The sequence below is a fragment of the Frigoribacterium sp. 9N genome (genome assembly GCF_902506305.1).
Lineage (GTDB): Bacteria > Actinomycetota > Actinomycetes > Actinomycetales > Microbacteriaceae > Frigoribacterium.
This window is the reverse complement of the sequence record NZ_LR733392.1, coordinates 548,604-571,670: the sequence shown is the minus strand read 5'-3', so window position 1 is coordinate 571,670 and position 23,067 is coordinate 548,604. Positions and strand designations below refer to the sequence as shown.

The 23,067-nt window shown below is 71.5% G+C and carries 22 protein-coding genes; 5 read left to right on the top strand and 17 right to left on the bottom strand.

Annotated elements, in window-relative coordinates; genetic code table 11:
* Positions 1-22 precede the first annotated feature (22 nt).
* From ARTHRO9V_RS05800 to ubiE, 4 genes are all read right to left on the bottom strand, one after another.
* Positions 23-511, bottom strand: a complete 489-nt coding sequence (locus ARTHRO9V_RS05800; RefSeq protein ID WP_056047782.1) for a YajQ family cyclic di-GMP-binding protein — start codon at positions 509-511, stop codon at positions 23-25.
* Between the two features lie 105 nt (positions 512-616).
* Positions 617-1,999 carry an FAD-dependent oxidoreductase gene (locus ARTHRO9V_RS05795; protein WP_123570526.1) on the bottom strand — a complete coding sequence of 461 codons (1,383 nt, stop codon included), beginning with the start codon at positions 1,997-1,999 and terminating at the stop codon, positions 617-619.
* A gap of 91 nt (positions 2,000-2,090) precedes the next feature.
* Complete coding sequence (locus ARTHRO9V_RS05790; RefSeq protein WP_056046562.1) at positions 2,091-3,230, bottom strand: polyprenyl synthetase family protein; 1,140 nt, start codon at positions 3,228-3,230, stop codon at positions 2,091-2,093.
* A complete protein-coding gene (gene ubiE / locus ARTHRO9V_RS05785; protein WP_233568365.1) occupies positions 3,227-3,967 on the bottom strand; it encodes a bifunctional demethylmenaquinone methyltransferase/2-methoxy-6-polyprenyl-1,4-benzoquinol methylase UbiE in 741 nt (246 codons plus the stop codon). Before ubiE ends, ARTHRO9V_RS05790 begins: the two co-directional genes overlap by 4 nt.
* A gap of 52 nt (positions 3,968-4,019) precedes the next feature.
* Here ubiE and ARTHRO9V_RS05780 point away from each other — a divergent pair, with 52 nt between their 5' ends.
* Together ARTHRO9V_RS05780 and ARTHRO9V_RS05775 are read left to right on the top strand one after the other, a co-directional pair.
* Positions 4,020-5,252: an isochorismate synthase MenF gene (locus ARTHRO9V_RS05780; RefSeq protein WP_123570527.1), complete on the top strand. Its 1,233-nt coding sequence runs from the start codon at positions 4,020-4,022 to the stop codon at positions 5,250-5,252.
* Complete coding sequence (locus ARTHRO9V_RS05775) at positions 5,249-6,658, top strand: MFS transporter (RefSeq protein WP_159826074.1); 1,410 nt, start codon at positions 5,249-5,251, stop codon at positions 6,656-6,658. Before ARTHRO9V_RS05780 ends, ARTHRO9V_RS05775 begins: the two co-directional genes overlap by 4 nt.
* Before the next feature lie 7 nt (positions 6,659-6,665).
* Here the strand turns inward: ARTHRO9V_RS05775 and ARTHRO9V_RS05770 are convergent, their stop codons facing one another.
* The 4 genes from ARTHRO9V_RS05770 to ARTHRO9V_RS05755 all read right to left on the bottom strand — a co-directional run bounded on the left by ARTHRO9V_RS05770 (position 6,666) and on the right by ARTHRO9V_RS05755 (position 11,525).
* Complete coding sequence (locus ARTHRO9V_RS05770; protein ID WP_159826072.1) at positions 6,666-8,363, bottom strand: cell wall-binding repeat-containing protein; 1,698 nt, start codon at positions 8,361-8,363, stop codon at positions 6,666-6,668.
* A 124-nt stretch (positions 8,364-8,487) separates the two neighbouring features.
* Positions 8,488-9,339: a PPK2 family polyphosphate kinase gene (locus tag ARTHRO9V_RS05765; RefSeq protein ID WP_056046567.1), complete on the bottom strand. Its 852-nt coding sequence runs from the start codon at positions 9,337-9,339 to the stop codon at positions 8,488-8,490.
* Between the two features lie 53 nt (positions 9,340-9,392).
* Complete coding sequence (gene menD / locus ARTHRO9V_RS05760; RefSeq protein ID WP_159826070.1) at positions 9,393-11,165, bottom strand: 2-succinyl-5-enolpyruvyl-6-hydroxy-3-cyclohexene-1-carboxylic-acid synthase; 1,773 nt, start codon at positions 11,163-11,165, stop codon at positions 9,393-9,395.
* Positions 11,166-11,525 carry a PLD nuclease N-terminal domain-containing protein gene (locus ARTHRO9V_RS05755; protein ID WP_056046571.1) on the bottom strand — a complete coding sequence of 120 codons (360 nt, stop codon included), beginning with the start codon at positions 11,523-11,525 and terminating at the stop codon, positions 11,166-11,168. It lies immediately after the preceding gene.
* A gap of 177 nt (positions 11,526-11,702) precedes the next feature.
* Between ARTHRO9V_RS05755 and ARTHRO9V_RS05750 the strand changes: the two genes are divergently transcribed.
* Positions 11,703-11,990 (top strand): DUF4229 domain-containing protein, encoded by a 288-nt coding sequence (locus tag ARTHRO9V_RS05750; RefSeq protein ID WP_056047790.1) that lies wholly within the window; start codon positions 11,703-11,705, stop codon positions 11,988-11,990.
* Positions 11,991-12,047: 57 nt separating this feature from the next.
* Here ARTHRO9V_RS05750 and ARTHRO9V_RS05745 read toward each other — a convergent pair whose 3' ends face one another.
* Genes ARTHRO9V_RS05745 through ARTHRO9V_RS05730 form a run of 4 tightly spaced genes read right to left on the bottom strand, consistent with a single transcriptional unit; the run spans position 12,048 to position 15,577 of the window.
* On the bottom strand, positions 12,048-13,004 hold the full coding sequence (locus tag ARTHRO9V_RS05745; RefSeq protein WP_159826068.1) for a 1,4-dihydroxy-2-naphthoate polyprenyltransferase: 957 nt from the start codon (positions 13,002-13,004) through the stop codon (positions 12,048-12,050).
* A 28-nt stretch (positions 13,005-13,032) separates the two neighbouring features.
* Positions 13,033-14,193, bottom strand: coding sequence for an AMP-binding protein (locus ARTHRO9V_RS05740; protein ID WP_159826066.1), 1,161 nt, complete (start codon positions 14,191-14,193; stop codon positions 13,033-13,035).
* The gene (locus ARTHRO9V_RS05735) at positions 14,193-15,101 is read right to left on the bottom strand and encodes a 1,4-dihydroxy-2-naphthoyl-CoA synthase (RefSeq protein WP_056046577.1); all 909 of its coding nucleotides are present in this window, start codon (positions 15,099-15,101) and stop codon (positions 14,193-14,195) included. Before ARTHRO9V_RS05735 ends, ARTHRO9V_RS05740 begins: the two co-directional genes overlap by 1 nt.
* Positions 15,102-15,145: 44 nt before the next feature.
* Positions 15,146-15,577: a hypothetical protein gene (locus ARTHRO9V_RS05730; protein WP_056046580.1), complete on the bottom strand. Its 432-nt coding sequence runs from the start codon at positions 15,575-15,577 to the stop codon at positions 15,146-15,148.
* 42 nt (positions 15,578-15,619) lie between these two features.
* Between ARTHRO9V_RS05730 and ARTHRO9V_RS05725 the strand changes: the two genes are divergently transcribed.
* Positions 15,620-16,636 carry an o-succinylbenzoate synthase gene (locus tag ARTHRO9V_RS05725; RefSeq protein ID WP_159826064.1) on the top strand — a complete coding sequence of 339 codons (1,017 nt, stop codon included), beginning with the start codon at positions 15,620-15,622 and terminating at the stop codon, positions 16,634-16,636.
* A gap of 45 nt (positions 16,637-16,681) precedes the next feature.
* Here the strand turns inward: ARTHRO9V_RS05725 and ccsB are convergent, their stop codons facing one another.
* The 5 genes from ccsB to ARTHRO9V_RS05700 are packed head-to-tail and all read right to left on the bottom strand — an operon-like array spanning position 16,682 to position 21,552.
* Positions 16,682-17,692, bottom strand: a complete 1,011-nt coding sequence (gene ccsB, locus ARTHRO9V_RS05720; RefSeq protein WP_159826062.1) for a c-type cytochrome biogenesis protein CcsB — start codon at positions 17,690-17,692, stop codon at positions 16,682-16,684.
* Entirely contained in the window at positions 17,692-19,530 is a 1,839-nt protein-coding gene (locus tag ARTHRO9V_RS05715) for a cytochrome c biogenesis protein ResB (protein WP_159826060.1), read from the bottom strand. Before ARTHRO9V_RS05715 ends, ccsB begins: the two co-directional genes overlap by 1 nt.
* Entirely contained in the window at positions 19,514-20,278 is a 765-nt protein-coding gene (locus ARTHRO9V_RS05710; protein WP_056046586.1) for a cytochrome c biogenesis CcdA family protein, read from the bottom strand. Before ARTHRO9V_RS05710 ends, ARTHRO9V_RS05715 begins: the two co-directional genes overlap by 17 nt.
* On the bottom strand, positions 20,279-20,908 hold the full coding sequence (locus ARTHRO9V_RS05705) for a TlpA disulfide reductase family protein (RefSeq protein WP_236556940.1): 630 nt from the start codon (positions 20,906-20,908) through the stop codon (positions 20,279-20,281).
* Positions 20,905-21,552 carry a histidine phosphatase family protein gene (locus ARTHRO9V_RS05700; RefSeq protein WP_056046592.1) on the bottom strand — a complete coding sequence of 216 codons (648 nt, stop codon included), beginning with the start codon at positions 21,550-21,552 and terminating at the stop codon, positions 20,905-20,907. Before ARTHRO9V_RS05700 ends, ARTHRO9V_RS05705 begins: the two co-directional genes overlap by 4 nt.
* A gap of 120 nt (positions 21,553-21,672) precedes the next feature.
* Here ARTHRO9V_RS05700 and aspS point away from each other — a divergent pair, with 120 nt between their 5' ends.
* Positions 21,673-23,007 carry an aspartate--tRNA(Asn) ligase gene (gene aspS, locus ARTHRO9V_RS05695; RefSeq protein ID WP_056046595.1) on the top strand — a complete coding sequence of 445 codons (1,335 nt, stop codon included), beginning with the start codon at positions 21,673-21,675 and terminating at the stop codon, positions 23,005-23,007.
* Positions 23,008-23,067 lie beyond the last annotated feature (60 nt).

Sequence of the window (23,067 nt, the reverse complement as noted above, 5' to 3'; positions counted from 1 at the left end):
TCGGAGTCGTGAGCCGCGGTGACTAGCGGAAGTTGACGAACTGCAGGTCGACGTCGAGGTCGGCCTTCTTCAACAGCGCCATGGTCGCCTGCAGATCGTCACGGCTCTTGGACTGCACGCGCAGTTCGTCGCCCTGGATCTGGCTCTTCACGCTCTTCGGGCCCTCGTCGCGGATGATCTTGCCGATCTTCTTCGCTGCGTCCTGCTCGATGCCCTGCTTGAGGGACGCCTCGATGCGGTACTCCTTGCCGCTGGCGAAGGGCTCGCCGACGTCGAGGTGCTTGAGGCTGATGCTGCGCTTGATGAACTTCGACTCGAGCACGTCGAGCACGGCCTTGACGCGTTCTTCGGTGGCGGCCTTGAGCAGCAGCTTCTCGCCGCTCCAGTCGACCGAGGCACCGACACCCTTGAAGTCGTAGCGCTGCTCGATCTCTTTCTGCGCCTGGTGGAGGGCGTTGTCGGCCTCCATCTTGTCGACCTTGCTGACCACGTCGAAGGAACTGTCTGCCATGGGGACCACCATACCGACGACCGACGAGGTCGGTGACGACCGCGCGCCTCCTCGGTTCCGCCGTCGAGGGGAGCCGAGGAGGCGCGCTACGGGCGACCGAGGACGTCAGGCGGGCGTCGACTCCGTCTCGACGGCGCGCGAGACGCGCACCATCTCGTCACGCTCCACGACCTTGACCCGGGCACGCTCGTGCTCGTGGGCCCCGCCGAGGGCGATCTCGTGCCCGTCGAGACGGTGCCAGCCCTCGAGGTCGGTGTACTCGACGCCGCGCTGCTCGAGCAGGGCCGGGATGGCCTCGTCGGACGGGTCGACCGGCTGCCACCAGCTGGCCTGGTCGTTGATGAGGTGCTTGACGGTCTCCATCGCGTCGCTCTTGGTGTGCCCGATGAGGCCGACGGGGCCGCGCTTGATCCAGCCGGTGGCGTAGACGCCGGGGACGATCTGGTTGTCGTCGTCCATCACCTGGCCCTCGTGGTTCGGGATCACGCCACGACGCTCGTCGAACGGGATGCCGTCGAGCGGGGAGCCGAAGTAGCCGACCGCGCGGTAGATGGCCTGGATCGGCACGTCGCGGAGCTCCCCCGTGCCCTCGACGCCGCCCTGCCCGTCGGGCCGGGTGCGCTCGTACCGGAAGGCCGCGACGCGACCGTCGGCGTCGCCGACGACCTCGACGGGCTTGGCGTAGAAGTGCAGGTGCAGGCGACGCGACGCCGTCCCCACCTCGCGCTGGCGCCACTGGTTCAGCACCTTGTCGATGACGAACACCTGCTTGTTGGTCGCGATGGCCGTCTTGGACGCCTCGTCGTGGTCGAAGTCCTCGTCGTAGACGATCATGTCGACGTCACGCACCTCGCCCAGCTCGCGCAGCTCGAGCGGCGTGAACTTGACCTGGGCCGGGCCCCGGCGTCCGAAGACGTGCACGTCGGTGATCGAGGACTGCTTGAGGCCCGCGTAGACGTTGTCGGGGATCTCGGTGGGCAACAGGTCGTCGGCGTGCTTCGCCAGGATGCGGGACACGTCCAGGGCGACGTTGCCGACGCCGACGACGGCGACCGACGTCGCGTCGAGCGGCCAGGTGCGGGGGAAGTCGGGGTGACCGTCGAACCAGCTGACGAAGTCGGCCGCGCCGTAGCTGCCCTCGAGGTCGATGCCGGGGATGTCGAGGTCGGCGTCCTTGATGGCACCGGTCGAGAAGATGACGGCGTTGTAGTGCTTGCGGAGGTCGTCGAGCCCGATGTCGACGCCGTAGCGGACGTTGCCGAAGACCCTGATGTCGCCGCTGTCGAGCACGTCGCGCAGCGCGTTGACGATGCCCTTGATGCGGGGGTGGTCGGGGGCGACGCCGTAGCGCACGAGACCGTAGGGGGCCGGCAGCTGCTCGAAGAGGTCGATCGAGACGTCGAAGGCCTTTTCGGCCTTCGCGAGGATGTCGGCGGCGTAGATGCCGGCCGGTCCGGCGCCGACGATGGCCAGTCGCAAGGTGGTCACGGGTTCTCCCTAGATCTGGGGTGGCTCGGCGGGGCCGGCCGGTTGGACGATGGTGCTCGAGGACGAGACGGACGAGGAGGCGCGGCGCCGGTCAGGCGGACCGCTCGACCACGCGGTCGGCGAAGCGGGTGAGCGCCTTCTTCACGGGCCCGTCGGGCAGCGGGGACAGGGCGTCGAGGGCCTCGCGGGCCCACCGGTGAGCCTCGACCCGGGTGCGTTCGGTGACCTCGTGCTGACGGACGCGTCGGACCAGGTCGGCGAACTCGTCGTCGAGGTGGGCCGTCGCGTCGGCGAGCGACGCCGACGTGCCGCCCTCGAGGTTCGGTTCACCGCTCGACCCGTGGGCCGCGGCACGCGTGGCGTCGACGATGCGGTCGATCTCGGACAACAGCGACGACGCCTCGAGGTCGGCCTGCGCCAGCTGCCGCAGGTACAGCACCGGGAGCGTGACGACGCCGGCCCGCAGGTCGGTGCCGGCCTTCTTGCCGGTCTCCGCGGGCTGGTCGGACAGGTCGATGACGTCGTCGATCAGCTGGAAGGCGATGCCGATCTTCTCACCGAACTCGGCGACGGGGGCGAGGTACTCACGCGGTGCCCCGCTGAACATGACGCCGGCGCGAGCGGCGGTCGAGATGAGCGACCCCGTCTTGTCGGCGAGCACGTCGATGTAGTGGGCGATCGGGTCGTCGCCTTCTCGTGGGCCGACCGTCTCGTGGAGCTGACCGAGGCAGAGCCGTTCGAAGGTCTCGGCCTGGAGCAGGATGGCCTCTTGGCCGAGCCCCGACACGATGGTGCTGGCCCGGGCGAACAGCAGGTCGCCGGCGAGGATCGCGACGTTGTTGCCCCACACCGTCTGGGCACTGGGGACGCCGCGACGCATCTGCGCCTCGTCCATGACGTCGTCGTGGTAGAGCGAGGCGAGGTGGGTGATCTCGGTGGCCTGCGCCGAGGCGACGATCCCGGGGGTCGCGCCGTCGCCCAGCTGGGCGATGAGCAGCGTCAGCGTCGGCCGGACGCGCTTGCCGCCGGCCGCGAGGAGGTAGCGCGTCGTGGCGTCGGCGATGTCGTCGGCGAAGGCGATCTCGCGCAGCAACCCCTCTTCGACGAGCTCGAGCCCGTCGTCGACCGCGGCCACGAAACGACGCTCGGTCGGCGTGGCGAACAGCTTCTCGCCGAGGCCGAGCGAACGACCCAGCGAGTTGCGCTGCGCAGGAGGGGCGCCGGCGTTCACGACGTGGCCCGCTTCGACCGCGAGGAGGAGCGCGCGGCGCCCGACGCCGGCTTGCGACCCCGGTGCAGGGCGACGATGCCGAAGCTGAGGTCGCGGTGGGCGACGCGGGTGAACCCGGCGCCGCGGATCCACTGGCTGAGGACCTGCTGCTCCGGCCACTGCTCGATGGACTCGGCCAGGTACGAGTAGGCCGGGCCGTTGCTGCTGGTGACCTTGGCGACGAGGGGCATGCCGTACTTGAGGTAGGCCCGGTAGGCGGCGCGCAGGAGACCGAACGGCGGAGTGGAGAACTCGCAGACGACGAGGCGGCCACCGGGCTTGAGCACGCGGTTCATCTCGGCCAGCGCGACCTTGGGCCGGTTCACGTTGCGCAGCCCGAACGAGATGGTGACGGCGTCGAACGTGTCGTCGTCGAAGGGCAGCGACTCGGCGTTGCCCTCGACGAACTCGAGCTCGGGGTGGCGTTCGCGGCCGACCTCGACCATGCCCTTCGAGAAGTCGAGGGCGACGACCTCGGCACCCCGCTGCGCTATGGCCGCCGAGCTGGTGCCCGTGCCGGCTGCGATGTCGAGGACCTTGTCGGCCGGACCGGCACCGATCGCCTTCACGGTGGCGATGCGCCACAGGACGGCGTTGCCCGCCGAGAGCACGTCGTTCGTGCGGTCGTAATGGCGCGCGACGCCGTCGAACATCGAGGCGACCTCGTCGGGTTGCTTGTTCATGTCGGCCTTGGTCACGATGGTGGATCCTACCGTCAAGCACTGGGGGTGTCCCGAGTAGGGTCGACGAGTGAAGTCCCCCGCGTCCCGCGCTCCGTCACTCGCCGTCCGCACCACGCGAATCGACCACGTCAGCCCGTTGCTCGACGTCGTCGACCGGGCGCGTCCGCTGGTCTTCGTCCGCGGCGGGGCGGGCATGGCGGGCGTCGGCGAGGCCCTCCGTCTCGAGTTCTCCGGGCCCGACCGCATGACCGAGGCCGCCGACGCCTGGCGTGCCGTGGCGGCCGCCGCCACGGTGCACGACGAGGTCGGCGTGCCCGGTACCGGGTTGGTCGCGTTCGGCTCGTTCGCGTTCGACGACGAGTCCGCCGAGACGAGCGTGCTGATCGTCCCGAGCATCGTCATCGGACGGCGCGACGGGGTCGCCTGGATCACGAGGGTGGACGACGCCGAGCTGCCCGCGGGGAAGCCGGTCGGCGCCTCCGTCCGCCTCTCGCTGGCCGACGGCGCCCTCGACGCCGGCGGCTACGCGACGGCCGTGGCCCGGGCCGTCGACGCCATCGGCGCCGGTCGGGTCAGCAAGGTCGTGCTCGCACGCGACCTCGTGGGCACGTTGCCCCCCGAGGCCGACCTGCGCCTCGTCGCCGCCACCCTGCTCACCGCGTACCCCGACTGCTACGCCTTCGCCGTCGACGGACTGATCGGGGCCAGCCCCGAGACGCTCGTCAAGTCCGAACGGGGCGAGGTGTCGGCCCGGGTCCTCGCCGGAAGCGCGGCCCGTGGCGTCGACGCGGCCACCGACGAGCAGGCCGCCCTCGCCCTGGCGACGTCTCCGAAGGACCTCGACGAACACGCCTTCGCCCTGCGCAGCCTGTTGCTGTCGCTCGGACCGCACGCCCGGGACGTCGTGACGGGCGAACAGCCCTTCACCCTGCGCCTCCCCAACCTCTGGCACCTGGCCAGCGACGTGCGGGGCCGCCTGACCGACGGGTCGAGCTCGCTCGACCTCATCGCCTCGCTGCACCCGACGGCGGCCGTCGCCGGCACCCCGACGCAGGAGGCGCTGGCCCTGATCCGAGAACTCGAACCGTTCGACCGTGGTCGCTACGCGGGGCCCGTCGGCTGGGTCGGTGCCGACGGCGACGGCGAGTGGGCCATCGCCCTCCGGTGTGCCCAGGTCGACCGGGACGGCTCGGTGCGGGCGTTCGCGGGGGCCGGCGTCGTCGCCGAGTCCGTGCCCGAGAGGGAGGTGGCCGAGACGGCAATGAAGTTCCGCCCCGTGGTCGACGCCTTCAGCCGATGACCGCGCCCGCCCCCGCGACGACGTGGTCGCGTCCGGTCGCCCTCGTCGTGGCGGCCGCGTTCTTCATGGAGAACCTCGACGCCACCATCCTGTCGACGGCGACCGCCACGATCGCGACCGACTTCGGCGTCCAGCCCGCGCAGCTCGGACTCGCCGTGACCGGCTACCTCGTCGCCGTGGCGGCGTTCATCCCGCTGGGCGCCTGGCTCGCCGAACGCTGGGGCGCCCGCCGCGTGTTCCTCGCGGCCGTCGTGCTCTTCGTCCTCGCCTCGGTCGCCTGTGCCGCGAGCACCGACCTGGTCGCCCTCACGACCTCCCGGGTCGTGCAGGGCTTCGCGGGCAGCATGATGGTGCCGATCGGCCGACTGATCGTCCTCCGCAGCACCGAGAAGTCCGAGCTGATCCGGGCGATCGCCTACCTCACCTGGCCCGCGCTCGTGGCTCCGGTCGTCGCGCCGCTGCTCGGAGGACTGCTCACCGAGCACCTCGGCTGGCAGTGGGTGTTCCTGGTCAACGTCCCGGTCGGCCTCGCGCTGCTCGCGGTCGCCTGGAGGGTCGTCCCCTCCCCCGAGGTCGGTGACCGTCAGCCTCTCGACCTGGTCGGTCTGGTGCTCGTCGCGGGATCGATCGTGGCACTGGTGCTGGCGTTCGAGCTGCTCGGCGAGCCCACGACGCTCGTGCCGGGCGTGCTGCTGGCCGTCCTGGCGGTGGTGCTCGGCCTCGTGGCCGTGCGGTGGTTCCGTCGTGCGGCGCACCCGTTGCTCGACCTCACGGCCTTCCGCATCGGGTCGTTCCGCGTGACGAACCTCAGCGGATCGCTCTACCGGGCCGTCGTGAACGGCATCCCCTTCGTCGTCCCGCTGCTGCTGCAGGACGGTTTCGGCTGGTCGCCGGTCGAGGCGGGACTCATGCTCATGTGGGTGTTCGTCGGCAACCTGGCCGTCAAACCGTTCACGACGCCGCTGCTGAAGCGCTTCCGCGTGGTGCCGATCATCGTCGTCGCGACGGTGGCCCTCGCGGCGACCTTCGTCGGGGCCGCGCTGGTCGGCCCCGACACCTCGCCGGTCGTCGTGGCGGGGGTGCTGCTGCTCAGCGGCGTCTTCCGGTCCGTCGGCTTCACGGCCTACAACACGCTGCAGTTCGCCGACGTCCCGGCCGAGATGATCGGGCCCGCCAACGCCATCGCGTCCATCACAAGCCAACTCGCCGTGGGGCTCGGCGTCGCCGCGACGGCGCTGGCCGTCCGCGTGGCCGACCTCGCGATCTCGACCGACGGCCCGGCACCCGCGGCGTCCGGGTACCAGGCCGCGTTGATCGTGCTGGCCGTGCTGGCCCTGCTCAGCCTGATCGAGGGGCTGCGGCTGCCCAAGGGGACCGGCGACGCGTTGCGGAGCCGCGCCTCCTGACGTCCGGTCAGCGACCGCAGACGGCCAGCGGGACCTCGTTGGCGGCCCCCAGCACCGCCGGTCCCCCGACGAGGACGACCTCGAAGACGCGGGCGTCGAGCACGGCTCGCTCCGTCGCCGGCGGGACACAGTCTCGCTCGCTCAGGACGAGCGAGGCACCTTCGCGGGCGGCGACCGCACCCGCGACCAGCGCATCGGCGAATCCCCGTCCGCTCGCCACGAAGATCGTCTCGGAGTCACCACCGACGAGTGCGGCGGCCGTCTCGTAGCGATCGACTCCGGCGCGACGCTCGGTGACGAGAAAGGGCTCCTGCTCGACGAGACTGGCTTCGTACGCCCGGGAGATGCTCGCCGTCCCGCCGACGAGGATGGCCCGGGCCCTGCCCAGCTCGACCATCAGGGCCCTCGTCGGAGCGTCGGCGGCCGACTGAGCACCTCGGACGAGGACGACCGGGGCGTCGTCCCGATGAGCGGCAGGACCTGCGGCCAGGGCATCCGGGAACGCCTGACCCGTGGCGAGGTAGATCCTCTCGCCGGTCGACGAGCCGAGGAACGAGTGACGCGCCACCAGGCGCGAGGTCTCGTAGCGGTCCACACCACCGAGCCTCGTGATCGCCGGTTGCCACGAGGCCAGCTGCTCGTAGACCTGGGCGGAGACCGCGGCCGGCCCACCCACGACCACGATGCGCTCGGGGGCGAGGCGCTCGATGACCGCCACGGTGGCTGCGGGGAGGGCATCCCGGTCGGTCATCGCGAGGGCCCCGCCCTCGTGGGCTGCCGCAGGGCCCGCGCTGAGTGCGTCCGGGAAGTTCAGCCCGTTCGCGACGTAGAGGACGGGGACCCGAGGCGTGGAACCGTTCGTGGAAGGAAAGCCCCAGGGCGACGACAGGACCGCTGCTCCGGTGCCGAACCGGTCGTCCCCGGCCACTCGTGTCGTCGTGAAGGTCCGTTCGGTGAGGACGACGTCGAGACCGGTGATCTTTTGTCCGGGACCGATGACGATGTCCTCGGCATCGGCGAACCGCCGACCCGCCGGCCAGTACAGGTCGTCGTGGACCCTCGATGACTGCGAGGACCCGTCTCCGAAGCTCAGGCGATAGGTGCCCGGGCGCAGGAGGGGGAACTCCCAGCGACCGTCCTCGCTCGCCGTGGACTCGGAGCCCTCGTCCTTGTAACCACCGGTGGTGGGGTTCTTCCACCAGATCGTCACGCGGGCGTACGGCAGCGGCACCGTCCTCCCGTCGACGACCGCCGACACCTGGCCCGACAGGAGCTGGGACAGGAGGAGCGGGAGATCGCCGACCGAGGCCGCCGACCCGTCGGCGGGAACGTCCACCCAGAATCGAGGGGACCCATAACGGTACGGACCGGGATACGGCGCTTCGAGCGTGACGTACCACCGGCCCGGCGTGACTCCGGTGAACGCGAAGGTCCCGTCGGGCCGACGCTCGAGCGAGGGGACCGGAACCTCGTCCGGGGTGGTCCCGGGTGAAACGGCCGTCAACCGACCGGCGGACGACGGCACCATCGAACCGTCGGCCGTCTGCGCCGTGACCCGACCGGTGATGCTCCCGATCGGCGTCGTGCCGAGCGGGGCGGCGCCGGCCGGGGTGACGACGAGCCAGGACGCGACGACGGCGACGACGAGAGCGAGGGAGAAGACCACCGCGGTAGGACCGCCACGGAGGGGCGAGATGACGAGCATGAGGCATTGTCAGGGACCGGGGGACCCGTGAGCAACACGCGTACCCCGAACCGTACCGTTCGACGACCGGCGATCGCCGGAGGCACCTGAGCGGACGCGTCCGACCCGAGCGGACTGTCCCCCGCTACGACGTCGCGAGCTTCGTCTTCTCGAGCTCGACGTCGAACTGCGCGACGGGCCAGTCGAGCCCGCGCGACGCGAGGGCGTCGATCAGCAGCTTCTGGACGGCGACCCGGGCGTACCACTTGCGATCGGCCGGCACGACGAACCACGGGGCGGTCCCGGTCGACGTGCGACGGATGGCCGTCTCGTAGGCGTCTTGGTAGTCGTTCCAGACGAGACGCTCCTCGAGGTCGCCGGGGTTGTACTTCCAGTGCTTGTCGGGGCGGTCGAGGCGGTCCGCGAGGCGTTCCTTCTGCTCGTCGGACGAGATGTGCAGCATCACCTTGACCAGCGTGGTGCCGTTCGCGACGAGCTCGTCCTCGAACTCGACGATGTCGGCGTACCGCTGTTCGATGTCCTCGGGCGGCGCGAGGCGGCGCACCTTGCCGATCAGCACGTCCTCGTAGTGCGAGCGGTCGAAGACCCCGATCATGCCGGGGCCGGGCAGCTCGCGCCGCACCCGCCACAGGAAGTCGTGCGCGAGCTCGTCGGGCGTCGGCGACTTGAAGGCATGGTGCGCGACGCCCTGGGGGTCGACGGCGCCCACGACGTGCCGGACGATGCCGCCCTTGCCGGCGGTGTCCATCGCCTGCAGGACCAACAGCACGTTGCCGGTGCTGCCCCCGCTCCGGCTCTGCGCGAACATCTTCTCCTGGAGCTCGCTCAGGGTCTCGCGACCCGACTCGAGCGCCTGCTGTGCATACGCCTTGTCACCCGCGAAGCCCGGGGTGGACGAGGTGTCGACGTCGGCGAGCACGAAGCCCTCACCGGCTCGGAGGGACTGGGAGGGCGGGGTCGTCCACGTCTTGGCCATGCCCTCGACCCTACGACCGAGCGACCCGATCCGCCCTGGCGTGGCGCGGACGCTCAGCGGGAGAGGGGCACCTCGATCAGAACCGGCCCGTCGTACCGGGCGACGAGGGCCTGGTCGAGCTCCGCCCGCGTGGCCGCCTCGACGTACTGCCAGCCGTAGGCCACGGCGAGTGCCGAGAGGTCGACCTCGTGAGGGGTGAACTGCACACGGGTCATCGCCTCGGGCGACGCGGTGGCCGCGACCTCGAGCCCGTCGAAGATGGTGCCGCCGCCGTCGTTGCCGACGACCACCTGCAACCGGGGCCTGGTCTCGCCGAGGCCGAGGAGCATCGAACCGACGTCGTGCAGCAAGGTCAGGTCGCCGACGAGCACCCGGGTGGTGCCGGCTGCGGGGTCGTCACGCTGGCTGGCGAGGGCGATGCCGGTGGCCGTGGCGATCGTGCCGTCGATGCCGGCCAGCCCACGGTTGGCGTGCACGGGGATCTTCTTGCCCGGCACGATCTGGTCGAGTTCGCGGATGAGCCTCGACGCACCCAACACGAGGCGGTCGTGTGGCCAGCTGACGCGCCACAGAGCCTCGGCGAGGGCGCGGCGCGTCACCGGCCGCCGCAGCAGCTGCACCTCGCGACGCAGGAACTCGGCCTGTTCGGCCGCCTCGGTGCGACCGGCCGAGCCCTCGGCCGTCCCGTCGGCCCCGGGACCGTCGGCCGCGTCCTCGGACTCGGCCTCGGCCTCGGCCTCGGCCTCGGCCTCGGCCTCGAGCAGGCGACGACCCGTGTGGACCCAGCGCCCGACCCACGTGCGATGAGCGGCGTCGTCGGTCGAACCGACCCCCGAGGAGGCGCGGTCCACCTCGACGGCCTCGACCACGCGCGCGGAGCGACCCGGGTCGTAGGCTTCGGCCCCCGCCGCACGGACGACCACGACCTCGACCCCGCCACGGGTGAGCAGCGAGGGGATCTGACGGCTGAGGGTCGGGTGCCCGAAGACCACCACCCGACGGACGCGGCCGCCGAAGTCGGCGTCGTCGAGCAGGGCACGGTACGACGAGACGAGGTGCGGCCCGAAACGGGCCCCGCTCGAGACCTCGGCCACGAGCGGGGCACCCAGTGCCCGGGCAGCGGCCTCGGCCTCGGGGCCGGCGGCGTGCCCGGCGACGACGAGGGTCGCGGGGTCGACGTCGACCTCGAGCGCGGATGGTGCCACGAGCGGCGCGACCTCGACCGGCGCGGGGTGGGCGGCGGGCAGCGACTGCTCGCCCGACGACAGGGGCTCGCGGAACGCGACGTTGAGCTGGACCGGGCCGCGCGAACGCCCGAGGGCACCGTGGGAGTCGCCGCCGAGGGCCTCGGCGACGGCCTCGCGCGCGAGCGTGCGGACGGCCTCGTGGTCGACCGGACCGGAGCGGGGAGCCTCGACGTCGCGCACCCACCCGACGGCGCTCGCGAAGAGACCCGGTTGCACCGTCGTCTGGTTCGAGCCGATCCCGCGCATCTCGGAGGGACGGTCGGCGCTCACGACGATCATGGGCACACCCGAGTGGTGCGCCTCGAGCACGGCGGGGTGGAGGTTCGCCACGGCGGTGCCCGACGTGGTGATCACGACGCTCGGGACGCCCGTCTCGGCGGCGAGACCCAACGCCAGGAATCCGCCCGAACGCTCGTCGATGCGCACGTGGACCGACAACCGACCGGCGATCTCGAACTCGGCGGCCGCAAGGGCCAGGGCCTGGCTTCGGGACCCAGGGCTGAGCACCACGTCGCGGACACCCGCGTCGGCGAGGGACGCGAGCAGCGACAGGGCGTACTCGGTCGACGGACTGGTCACTTACTGCTTGCCGGTCTTGTCGTCGTTGTCGAGGTCGAGCAGCTCTTGCTCGAGGCGACGGATGCGCTCGTCGGTCGTCTCGCGGTCGAGGTCGCTCGTCGTGCGCCAGGACGTCCCCGAGAACTCGGGGTCGTCGTCGGGTGCGATGGTGCGCGTCGCGGCGGGGCGGCCGCTCTTGCGCGCCCGCCCGAGCACGAACCACAGCACCGCGCCGATGACGGGGAGGAGGACGATGATGACGGCCCAGAGGGGCTTGTTGAGGGCCCGGAACCGTGAGGCGTCGGCGAACAGGCAGTCGATGAGCGCGAAGATGACGAATGCCGCCGCGGCGACGATGCCCACGATGAAGAGCCTGACCATGGACCGAGCCTAGTTCTCGATCCGGTGCAACGCCTGATGGTCGGTCGGCCGTTGCGGAGCTGTGACGTACGGCGCGAGGCGGTGCCGCACCGCGCCTCCTCGGCCCGTCGGATCGCGGCCGCACGGCCCGTCCGCCGCGGGGCGGGCGCACACCTCACGGACCGTAGACTCCTCGTCGTGAAACCCTGGCTCAAGTACTCGATCGTCCGCCTCGGCCTGTTCGCGGTCGTGCTGGGCCTGCTGCTGGTGCTGAGGTTCGACCCCTTCTGGGCCACGCTGATCGCGGCGGTCGTCGGCTTCTGCGTCTCGTACCTGTTCTTCGCGCCGCTGCGCCGGAAGGTCGCGCTCGACCTCGCCGACCGCCGGTCGCGCCCGGCCAAGCTCGACGACGACTCCGTCGCCGAGGACGAGGCCATCGCCGAGGACGACGGCGAGCGCGCACGCCGCATCGACGGCCAGGCCTGACCGCCCCCGGGCCGCGAGCCCGGGCCGCGAGCCCGGGCCGCGAGCCCGGGCCGGACCCTAGAAGAAGAGCGCGGCCGACAAGGCGAGAGCCCAGACCAGGGCCGTCAACGACGACAGCTGCAGGGCGAGGATCAGCTCACGGGGCGTCTTGCCCGTGACGCCGATCACCGCGGCGGGCACCGCGACGATGAGCGTGAAGTAGACGTAGGGCGCGTGCAGGTACAGGAACGCGAAGTACACGAGGATGAAGAACGGCAGCAGCAGGAACAGCGCGTAGAGGGCGCGCGCCACCGGGTCGCCGACGACGACCGCGAGGGTGCGCTTGCCGGCGGCGGTGTCTTGCGGGATGTCGCGCACGTTGTTGATCATCAGGACCGCGCAGGCGAACAGCCCGGCGGCGACCCCCGCCACCCAGGCGTCGAACGGGAACTCGCGCAGCTGTACGAAGGTCGTGCCCACGGTCGCGACGAGCCCGAAGAACACGAAGACGAAGAGCTCGCCCAGGGCGTTGTAGCCGTAGGGCCGTTTGCCGCCGGTGTAGAACCAGGCGGCCACGACCGCGGCGGCGCCGACCGCGAGCAGCCACCAGATCTGGGTGATGACGACGACGACGACACCGGCGACGGCCGCGAGGGCGAAGAACGCCAGCGCCACCTTCAGCACGGTCTTCGGACGGACGCTGCCCGAGCCGGTCAGTCGCGAGGGCCCCACCCGGAAGTCGTCGGTGCCGCGGATGCCGTCCGAGTAGTCGTTCGAGTAGTTGACGCCGATCTGCAGGAACACCGCGACGGCGAGGCAGAGAAGCGCCAGGGTGAGGTCCCAGCCACCGTTCGCCCGGGCGACGCCGGTGCCGAGGGCGACCGGGGCGATGCCCAGCGGCAGGGTGCGCAGGCGGGCACCGCCGATCCAGTCGCCGGCCGTCACGCGACGGACCGGCTGCTTGCCGGGCCGCCCGCCCGGTCGGCCACCGGGGCGGCCGTTGCGCTTGGGGGTCGAGGTCTTCGTCTTCGCCACGTGGTCGAGTCTAGTTCGCAGCCGGCTATCAGCTTGCCGCGAGGCCGGCGACCAGGCGGGTCAGCGCCACCCGGTCTGGCTTGCCGCTCGCGAGCACGGGCACCGCGTCGACCCTGACGATGCGATCGGGTGCCGCGGCTCGACCGGCGGCGGCGGCCACCGCGGATCGCAGGGCCGCCAGGTCGTCGGCGGCCGACGGCGCAGGAGGCGCGGTGTCGGTGACCACGACGGGCACCTCGCCCCACCGGGCGTGTGCCGCGCGGACGACCACGGCGTCGGCGAGCCCCGGCTGCTCGCGCACGACCCGCTCGACGACGCCGAGCGACACCTTCTCGCCACCCGAGACGATCACGTCGTCGAGCCGGCCGCTCACGGTCAGCACCCCGCCGGGCGACACCGTTCCCGCGTCGCCCGTGCGGTACCACCGCAGGCCGTCGCGCATGACGAAGGCCGCAGCCGTGCGCTCGGGGTCGTCGAGGTACCCCTCGGCCAGCGACGGCCCGCTCAGCTCGACCTGGCCGTCGACGACCTCGACGCGGGTGCGGCCCACGGGCACGCCGTCGTACACGCACCCGCCACTGGTCTCGCTCGACCCGTAGGTGCGCACGACGGTCACCCCGAGCCGACGGGCCCGTTCGACGAGGGGGCCGGGAGTCGCCTGCCCGCCCACCAGGAGGGCGTCGAAGCGGCGCAGCACGTCGGCCACGTCGGCGTCCTCGTCGGCGGCGTCGAGCGCCGTCGAGAGCTGCGCGGGGACGAGCGACGAGTACCGCACGGGGTGCTCGAGCCGACCGGCGGCGGCGACGAAGTCGGCGACGTCGAAGTGGCCGGGCGTCAGCAGGGCCGGCTCGGTGCCCGAGGCGATCGAGCGGACGAGCACGTTCAGCCCCGCGACGTAGTGGGCCGGCAAGGCGAGCACCCACTGCCCGGGCCCGGCCAGGGCACCGTCGGCCGCGGCGGCACCGGCGAGCACCGCGTCGGAGGACAGGGCAACGCGCTTCGGGCGTCCGCTCGAACCGCTGGTCTCGACGACCAGCGACACCGCCTGCGGCACGAGTCCCGGGAGGTCGGCGGGCACACGGTCGTCCGCCCGGGGCGCCACCGCGGGACCCCCCTCGAGCGCGACCCGGAGGGCGTCGAGCACCGCACCGGGCTCACGTGCGTCGACCGCCCGCAGGGTGCGCGTCATCAGTACTGCCAGGGGAAGGGCGACCAGTCGGGAGCACGCTTCTCGAGGAACGAGTCGCGTCCTTCGACGGCCTCGTCGGTGCCGTAGGCGAGGCGGGTCGCCTCGCCCGCGAAGACCTGCTGACCGACGATGCCGTCGTCGGTCGCGTTGAAGGCGAACTTGAGCATGCGGATGGCGGTCGGCGACTTCGTCAGGATGGTGCGCGCCATGGCGAGCGCCTCGCGTTCGAGGTCGACGTGTGGCACGACCCGGTTGACGGCACCCATCTCGTGGGCACGGTCGGCGCTGTACTCCTCTGCCAGGAAGAACACCTCGCGAGCGAACTTCTGCCCGATCTGCTTGGCGAAGTAGGCGCTGCCGTAGCCCGCGTCGAACGACCCCACGTCGGCGTCCGTCTGCTTGAACCGACCGTGTTCGCGACTGGCGATCGTCAGGTCGCAGACGACGTGCAACGAGTGGCCGCCACCGGCCGCCCAACCGGGCACCACGGCGATGACGACCTTGGGCATGAACCGGATGAGCCGCTGCACCTCGAGGATGTGCAGCCGCCCCGCCGACGCCGGGTCGGGCACGTTCGCCTGGTCGCCCTCTGCTTTGTAGCCGTCACGACCGCGGATGCGCTGGTCGCCACCGCTGCAGAACGCCCAGCCCCCGTCCTTCGCGCTGGGACCGTTGCCGGTCAGCAGGACGACCCCGATGCGGCTGTTCATGCGGGCGTCGTCGAGCACCCGGTAGAGCTCGTCGACCGTGTGCGGCCGGAACGCGTTGCGCACCTCGGGGCGGTCGAAGGCCACGCGGGCCACCCGCCCGTCGAGGCTGTGGTGGTAGGTGACGTCGGTCAGGGCGTCGAACCCCTCGACCCCCCGCCACTCGGTCGGATCGAACAGGTCGGACACCTCGGAAGCCATGTCGCCAGCCTAGCGACGGGGTCCGACCTCGCCGCCTGGCGGGGTCAGACCGTCGAGACGAACCGCCCGATCAGCCAGACGAGCACGAACGGGTTCGACAGCGAGCTGAGGACCACCGCGGCCACCCCCCACCACCGGCCGCGGCGCAGGACGGCGGCCATCAGACCGATCACCCCGACGACGACGGAGGCCAACAGGGTGACCAACGCGAGGACGGCGGCCGGGCTCACGGCGTCCGCGGCCAGGAGTCCCAGGGCCACACCGTCGAGTGCGAGTAGCACGACGGCCAGGACGAACGTGACGACGCCGAGGCGTCGGCTGCGCGCAGGGTCGAGCACGTCGTGACCGGGACCGTCGAAGACCCGGAGGCCGTCGGCCTCGGACGAGGCGCGGCCGAGGCCGTCGCGCCCCGGGTCGGAGGGATCGTCGGGTGAGGGCTCCGGTCGTCGTACGGGTTCGGGTTCGCGGTCGACCATGACGCACGACCTTACCGGGGTCCCCGGTGCGACACTGGGCGGATGCCGACCGTCGACCGCGCACCGTCCACGACTCCCCCGCTGCCTCCCCTGGCCGACCTGGTCGAGGGTGCCCACGTCGTCCGTCTCCCCCTCCGCACCCGGTTCCGCGGACTCGACGCACGCGAGGCCCTGCTGGTCGAGGGCCCGTCGGGCTGGACCGAGTTCAGCCCCTTCGTCGAGTACGGACCGGCCGAGGCGGCCGCCTGGCTCGCGGCCACGATCGACTTCGGCTGGGGCCGGCTCCCCGAGGGGGGCGCCCGCCGGGTGCCGGTCAACGCGACCCTGCCGGCCGTCTCCGCCGACCGGGTGCCCGACGTGCTCGCCCGCTACCGCGGCTGCCGGACGGTCAAGGTCAAGGTCGCCGAGCGCGGTCAGACCCTCGCGGACGACATCGCCCGCGTCGCGGCGGCCCGCGACTGGGTCGGCCCCGAGGGGCGCGTCCGCGTCGACGCCAATGGAGGATGGTCCGTCGAGTCGGCCGAGGAGGCGCTGGTCGGCATGGCACCGTACGCCCTGGAGTACGCCGAACAGCCCTGCGCCACGGTGCCCGAGCTCGCCGAGCTGCGACGCCGCGTCTCGGGGTCGGGCGTGCTCGTCGCCGCCGACGAGAGCGTCCGCAAGGCCGACGACCCGCTGGCCGTGGCCCGGGCCGGGGCCGCGGACCTGCTCGTGGTCAAGGCCCAACCGCTCGGCGGCGTCACCGCCGCACTGCGCATCGTCGCGGCGGCCGGGCTGCCCGTCGTCGTCTCGAGCGCCCTCGACACGTCGGTCGGGCTCAGCATGGGGGCGCACCTCGCCGCCGCCGTGCCCGGGCTCCGCCACGACTGCGGGCTCGGCACGGCCGCCCTGCTCGGGGCCGACGTCACGCGTGATCCCCTGCTGCCCGTCGACGGGGAGATCGACGTGCGACGGGTCGAGGTCGACGTCGACCTGCTCCGCCGCCACGCGGTGGACGACGACCGACGCGACGTGTGGCTGGAGCGGCTGCGCGCCTCCTACGCCGTGCTCGCGGGCTGACGCCCCGTCGCACGCGGCGCCGGGCGACGCCACGGCGTCGGTGCGTCAGAGACCGGAGTACGCGTGGAGGCCCTTGAAGAAGACGTTGACGACCGAGAAGTTGAACATGACCGCGGCGAAGCCGATGATCGACAACCACGACGACCGGGCCCCGCGCCACCCACGGGTCGCCCGCGCGTGGATGTACCCGGCGTAGAGCACCCAGATGATGAAGGTCCAGACCTCTTTGGTGTCCCAGCCCCAGTAGCGGCCCCACGCCCGCTCGGCCCAGATGGCGCCGGCGATGAGGGTGAAGGTCCAGAGGACGAAGCCGACGAGGGCGATGCGGTAGGCCAGGTCTTCGAGGCGCTCGGCGCCCGGGAGGGTGTCGAGGAAGCGCAGGCCGGCGAGCTTGGACTGCTCACGCTTCGTCTGCACGAGCTGGGCGGCCGAGAGCCCGGCGGCGATGGCGAAGAACGCCGTGCCGAGGATGGCCACGAAGACGTGGATCACCAGCCAGGCGGACTGGAGCGCCGGTGGCAGCGGCGAGACCGCCACGTAGTAGTTGACGGTGCCGATCGCGAGCAGCACCAGGTTGAGGCCCATGACGTACGCGCCGAGGAACCGCAGGTTGACCACCAGCTGGACGGCCAGGTAGACCCCGACGATGATCGCGGTGCCGGTCAGCGAGAACTCGAACATGTTCGCCCAGGGCACGCGACCGGCGGCCAGTCCACGCAGGACGACCGAGGAGACGTGGACGACGAAGCCCAGGAGCATCATGGCGATGGCGACGCGCTCGAAGCTCGAGGCCTTGGCGGACCCACCGGCGGCGGGGACCGCCCCGCCCGCTCCGCCCGACGGCCGGTCGAGGACGACGGTGCTGCCGCCCGACGACGAGCGCGAGACGGTGGTGGTCGCGAGGGCCTCGGCCTTGGCCGCACGGGCCGCCGCCTGCTGGGCGTCACCGGACCGCTTCGCCAGGTCGAGGGCGAAGGCCACGAACGAGATCGTGTAGATGGCCATCGCCGAGTACACGGCGACGAGCGAGTAGTAGGCGAGGTCGGCGGTCACCATCAGATCTTACGTCCGCGTCCCCCGGCGGCGGGGCCGGGTTTCTCGACGTCGTGACGGGCCGGGTCGTCGGCGACCTCGCGCGCGACGTCGGCCGGGACGCCCAGGCCGCCCAGGTGCGCCTTGGCGATGTCGCCGACGGCGCGTCCGAGCGTGGGGTCCTCGCCGCGGGCGAGCCCGGCGTACTCGAGCCGGACGCCGTCGCCGGTCTCGGTGGCCTTGACCCAGACCCGGCGGCGCGGCACGAACAACGCGGTCAGCAGACCGGCGAACGAGAGCCCCGCGAACAACAGCACCCAGACCTGCGAGGGGTCGTGGTGGATGTCGAACGAGGCGAACCGCTTCACCCCGTCGAAGGTGATCGTGCCGAGACCGTCGGGGATCGTCGCCGTCTCGCCCGGGGTCAGCTGGACCGCTTTCTCCTGCGCGTCGTCGTCGGTGCCGGCCAGCGGGGTCAGACCGTCGGTGTCGAGCGTGTAGACGGACGTCGGCACCCCGGCGTCCAGCCCGAGGTCGCCCGAGTAGACGTTCAGGCTGAGCACGGGGTTCGTGGTGTCCGGGTCGGTGGACGTCAGGGCCCCCGTGCCGTTGTCCGCCGCCGTGGGGTAGAAGAACCCGATCATGCCGAGCTGCCGGGGCAGCGCGTCGGGCACTTTGATGACGCCGAGCGAGGTGAGGTTGGTGTCCTGCGGCAGGAACGGGACCGTGTCCCGGAACGCGACGTTGCCCTCGCCGTCGCGCACCGTCACGTCGACCGCGTAGCCGTTGCCCAGCAGGTAGACGTTCGAACCGCCGATCGACAGGGGCGAGTTGACCTTGATCTGCGTCTTCTCGGCGTCGCCACCCCGCGCCTGCGCGGTGACGTCGGCGGTGAAGTCGGTGGCCATGCCGGCCGCGCCCGCGGTGTCGGGCGCGTACTCGGTCGAGAACCGGTCGAGCGCGATCGAGAAAGGCGACAGCTGTGCCTCGTCGAACCAGCGGCCCGGGTTGAACGAGTCGTAGGAGCCGAGCACGTTCGAGAAGGTCTGACCCTCGACGACCACGCGCTGGCCCGAGTAACCGAAGCCGCCGCCGACGCCGACGGTCAGGAGGACCCCGACGAGCGCCGAGTGGAACACCAGGTTGCCGGTCTCGCGCAGGTAGCCGCGTTCGGCACTGACCGAGTCGCCGAAGACCTGCGTGCGGTAGCCGGAGCGCTTCAGCTGGGCCCGGGCCGCGTCGACGGCACGGGCGGCCGTGATCGAGGCCTCACCCGCGCCTCCTGCGGTCTCGAGCGTGATCGACCGGTACCCGGCCAGGCGCGACAACCGCGCCGGGGTCTTCGGCGGACGGGCCCGCAGCGCCTCGAAGTGGTGCCGTGTGCGCGGGATGATGCAGCCGATCAGCGAGATGAACAGCAGCAGGTAGACGGCCGAGAACCAGGGCGACGAGTAGGTGTCGAAGACGCCGAGCTTGTCGAGCACCGGGAACAGGTCGGGGTGGTCGGTGCGGTACTGGACCACGCCGTTGGGGTCGGAGGTGCGCTGCGGCACGAGCGAACCGGGGATCGCCGCGACGGCGAGCAGCATGAGTAGGAAGAGCGCGGTCTTCATGCTGGTCAGCTGTCGCCAGAAGAAGCGCAGGTAGCCGACGGGGCCGAGCTTCGGCTGCGTGATGCCCGCGCCGTCGGAGGCCGCCGGGCGGACCGAGTCGATGTGGTCGCTCGGGCGCAACGGGTCGCCGCCGACGTCGGTGGCGTCCGCGTCGGTCAACCCGGTGTCGCTCCGCCCGGTGTCGGTCCCGGCGGCCACCGAGGAGGCGCGGGTCGCGTCGCCCCCGTCGCGGTCAGACGATCGTGCCATAGGTCGCGATCACCGCCCCGACGTGTGACATGAGGCTGGACCAGAGGCCCGTGACCATGAGCAGACCGATGAGCACGAGCAGTGACCCTCCGACGATGTTGACGACGCGGATGTGCCGCTTGACGAACGAGATGGATCGTGACGCCCACCCGAAGCCGAGCGCGACGAGCAGGAACGGGACCCCGAGGCCGATGCAGTAGAAGGCCCCGAGCAGGACGCCCTGCCAGGCCGAGCCCGAGCCCAGGGCGAGCACCTGCACGGCGGCCAGGGTGGGTCCGATGCAGGGGGTCCACCCGATGCCGAAGACGATGCCGAGCAGGGGCGCCCCGGCGAGACCCGTCTTCGGAAGGAACCCGGGCTTGAGGGTGCGCTGCAAGAACGTGAACTGCCCGATGAAGACGAGACCGAGCAGGATCACCACGACGCCCATGACCCGGGTGACGACGTCGCGCCACTGGATCAACCAGAACCCCGCCGAGGCGAAGGCGAGCGAGGTGCCGACGAAGACGACCGAGAAGCCGAGGATGAACAGGACGACGCCGAGGACGAGCCGGCGGCGGTCGCGGCGCCGGGCCCTCGCCTCGGTCGCCCCCGTCGTCAGACCGCCGACGTAACCGAGGTACCCCGGCACGAGCGGCAGCACGCACGGCGACAGGAACGAGATGAGCCCCGCCAGCAGGGCAACCGGCAGGCCGACCGCGAGCTGACCGCCCACGACCGCGTCGAAGAAGGGATTGCCCTGGTACACCTAGGACGTCTCGGCGAGGGTGTCGGAGATCAGGGTGTCGAGGATGCCGGGCCCGTCGAGACCGCCCAGGATGCGCGCCGCGATGCGGCCCTGCTTGTCGAGGACGATCGTGGTCGGCACGGCGTTGGGCGCGATCGTGCCGGCGAGGGCGAGCTGGACCGCGCCGTCGTTGGCGTCGACGACCGACGGGTAGGTGACGTCGAAGGTGCGGGCGAAGGCCAGGGAGGTGTCGGCCTGGTCGCGCACGTTGACGCCGAGGAACTCGACGCCCTTGTCGGCGTAGGACTGGTTGAGCTTCTCCAGCTCCGGTGCTTCGAGACGGCAGGGCGGGCACGCCGCGTACCAGAAGTTGAGGACGACGACCTCGCCCTCGTGGTCGGTTCGCGAGACGGTCTCGCCGGCGTCCGTCTCGGCCGTGAACGCGACCGGGTCGGTGCGGTCCTCGGGCGCGATCTCGGTCACGGTGCCGTTGCCCGAGATGTAGTTCTCGGTGGTGCCGTTGCCGTACTGCTTCGCGAGGTCGTCGGCGGTGGACGAGCACCCCGTGGCGACGACGCCCAGGACGGCGGCGAGCGCGAGGCCCCGGACCACGAGTCGGGCTCGGGTCGGACGGATGGTCTTCTGGCTCACACTGCTCCCAGGTCGACGGCGGACTGGTTCAAGTGTGCAGCGGGTTCCTGGTAGCCGACCTCGACGAAGCCCCCCTCGCGGCGTTCGAGCGTCGTGATGCTCGAGAGGGTGCAGCGGCGGCGGCGCGGGTCGTGGAATAGGCGGGCGCCCGTCACGCTCCGGTGGACCATCCAGATGGGCAGCTGGTGGCTGACGAGCACGACGTCGCCCTCGTCGACGCTCGACCAGGCCTCGTCGACCGCCGAGAGCATGCGGGCGGCGATGCTCACGTAGGCCTCGCCCCAGCTCGGCTTCAGGGGGTTGACGATCCAGGGCCACTCGGCCGGCACCTTGAGCTGTTTGGCGATGGTGAAGTCGCTGCGACGACCCTCGTACTTGTTGCTCGGCTCGATCAGCCGCTCGTCGACCTGCGTCTCGAGCCCGAAGGCCGACGACCACGGCGCCGCGCTCTCGCGGGTGCGCTGGAGCGGTGAGGCCACGACGGCACGGACCGGGACGCCCTGCTCGTGGAAGGCGTCGGCCGAGGCGGCCGCCATCCGGTGGCCGAGGTCGCTCAGGCCGAACCCGTCGAGGCGGCCGTAGAGCACGTGCTCGGGGTTGTGCACCTCACCGTGCCGGACGAGGTGGATCTGCTGCGCGGGCATGCGGACGAGTCTAGGTCGGGACCGCCTGCACACCTCCCACACGGGAAGCCCCAAGCTCGCCGTGGTCCGGCGGGGCCGTCCGGCGGGTCGCGCGAGGCGGTGACTGTAAACTCGGGCCTCGTGATCGAACGCACCCTCATCAAAGACCTGTCCGCGCTGCCCGACGGACCCGTGACCGTGACCGGCTGGGTCGAGACCGTGCGCGACCAGAAGAAGGTGCAGTTCGTCGTCCTCCGCGACGAGACGGGCGCCCTTCAACTGGTCCGCCCCCGTACCGCGGCCGACGTGCTCGAGGCCGCGGGCGAGACCGACGACGTCGCCGACGCGATCTCGTCGCTGTCGCAGGGCAGCTTCGTCACCGTCACGGGCGAGCTCAAGCACGACGAGCGCGTCAAGCTCGGCGGCATCGAGGTCAAGGTCGAGACGCTCGTCATCGACTCGCTGGCCGACCCCGAGACCCCCATCGCCGCCGACAGCGGCATCGACAAGCGCCTCGACTGGCGCTTCCTCGACCTGCGCGTCCCCCGCAACGCCCTGATCTTCCGCGTGCAGACGACCTTCGAGCACGCCCTGCGCACCTGGTGGATCGAGCGTGACTACGTCGAGATCCACACCCCCAAGCTCATGGCGACCCCGAGCGAGTCGAACGCCGAGCTGTTCAAGGTCGACTACTTCGACGGTGTCGCCTACCTGGCGCAGAGCCCCCAGTTCTTCAAGCAGATGGCCCAGTCGGCCGGCTTCGGCAAGATCTTCGAGATCGCTCCGGTGTTCCGGGCCGACCCGTCGTTCACGTCGCGTCACGCGACCGAGTTCACGGGGGTCGACGCCGAGATCAGCTACGTCGAGAGCCACGAGGACGTCATGCAGATGCAGGAGCAGCTGCTGGCCTTCGCGTTCCAGGCCGTGGCCGACAAGCACGGCGCCGAGATCAAGGAGCTCTTCGACGTCGACGTCGTGGTGCCGACCGTGCCGTTCCCCCGCATCCCCTTGGCCGAGGCCAAGCGCATCGTGGCCGAGCGCGGCTACGAGGTGCCCCGAGCGGACGCCGACATGGACCCCGAGGGCGAGCGCCGCATCGCCGAGTACGTCGCGGAGGAGTTCGGACACGACTTCGTGTACCTGACGGACTACGACGCCTCGATCCGCCCGTTCTATCACATGCGTCATGACGACGACCCGCAGCTCACCAAGAGCTACGACCTCATCTACCGCGGCACCGAGATCACCACGGGTGCGCAGCGCGAGCACCGCATCGAGGTGCTCGAGCAGCAGATCCGCGAGAAGGGCATGAAGCCCGAAGAGCTCTCGAGCTACCTCGACTTCTTCCGCTACGGCGCCCCGTCGCACGGCGGCTTCGGCATGGGCCTCGCCCGGGTGCTGATGCTCATGCTGAACCAGGCCAACCTGCGTGAGGTGACCTTCCTCTTCCGCGGCCCCACGCGCCTCCAGCCGTAGCTCCTCACCACGGATCACAGAAGCCCCGACGAGAGCGTCTCGTCGGGGCTTCTCGTCGTC

Bases quoted from the DNA above. Each gene is read 5' to 3' on its own strand.
- ARTHRO9V_RS05800 (WP_056047782.1), bottom strand. From the start codon at position 511: ATGGCAGACAGTTCCTTCGACGTGGTCAGCAAGGTCGACAAGATGGAG.
- ARTHRO9V_RS05775 (WP_159826074.1), top strand. From the start codon at position 5,249: ATGACCGCGCCCGCCCCCGCGACGACGTGGTCGCGTCCGGTCGCCCTC.
- ARTHRO9V_RS05770 (WP_159826072.1), bottom strand. From the start codon at position 8,363: ATGCTCGTCATCTCGCCCCTCCGTGGCGGTCCTACCGCGGTGGTCTTC.
- ARTHRO9V_RS05765 (WP_056046567.1), bottom strand. From the start codon at position 9,339: ATGGCCAAGACGTGGACGACCCCGCCCTCCCAGTCCCTCCGAGCCGGT.
- ARTHRO9V_RS05755 (WP_056046571.1), bottom strand. From the start codon at position 11,525: ATGGTCAGGCTCTTCATCGTGGGCATCGTCGCCGCGGCGGCATTCGTC.
- ARTHRO9V_RS05740 (WP_159826066.1), bottom strand. From the start codon at position 14,193: ATGACGCGCACCCTGCGGGCGGTCGACGCACGTGAGCCCGGTGCGGTG.
- ARTHRO9V_RS05735 (WP_056046577.1), bottom strand. From the start codon at position 15,101: ATGGCTTCCGAGGTGTCCGACCTGTTCGATCCGACCGAGTGGCGGGGG.
- ARTHRO9V_RS05730 (WP_056046580.1), bottom strand. From the start codon at position 15,577: ATGGTCGACCGCGAACCCGAACCCGTACGACGACCGGAGCCCTCACCC.
- ARTHRO9V_RS05725 (WP_159826064.1), top strand. From the start codon at position 15,620: ATGCCGACCGTCGACCGCGCACCGTCCACGACTCCCCCGCTGCCTCCC.
- ccsB (WP_159826062.1), bottom strand. From the start codon at position 17,692: ATGGTGACCGCCGACCTCGCCTACTACTCGCTCGTCGCCGTGTACTCG.
- ARTHRO9V_RS05715 (WP_159826060.1), bottom strand. From the start codon at position 19,530: ATGGCACGATCGTCTGACCGCGACGGGGGCGACGCGACCCGCGCCTCC.
- ARTHRO9V_RS05700 (WP_056046592.1), bottom strand. From the start codon at position 21,552: ATGCCCGCGCAGCAGATCCACCTCGTCCGGCACGGTGAGGTGCACAAC.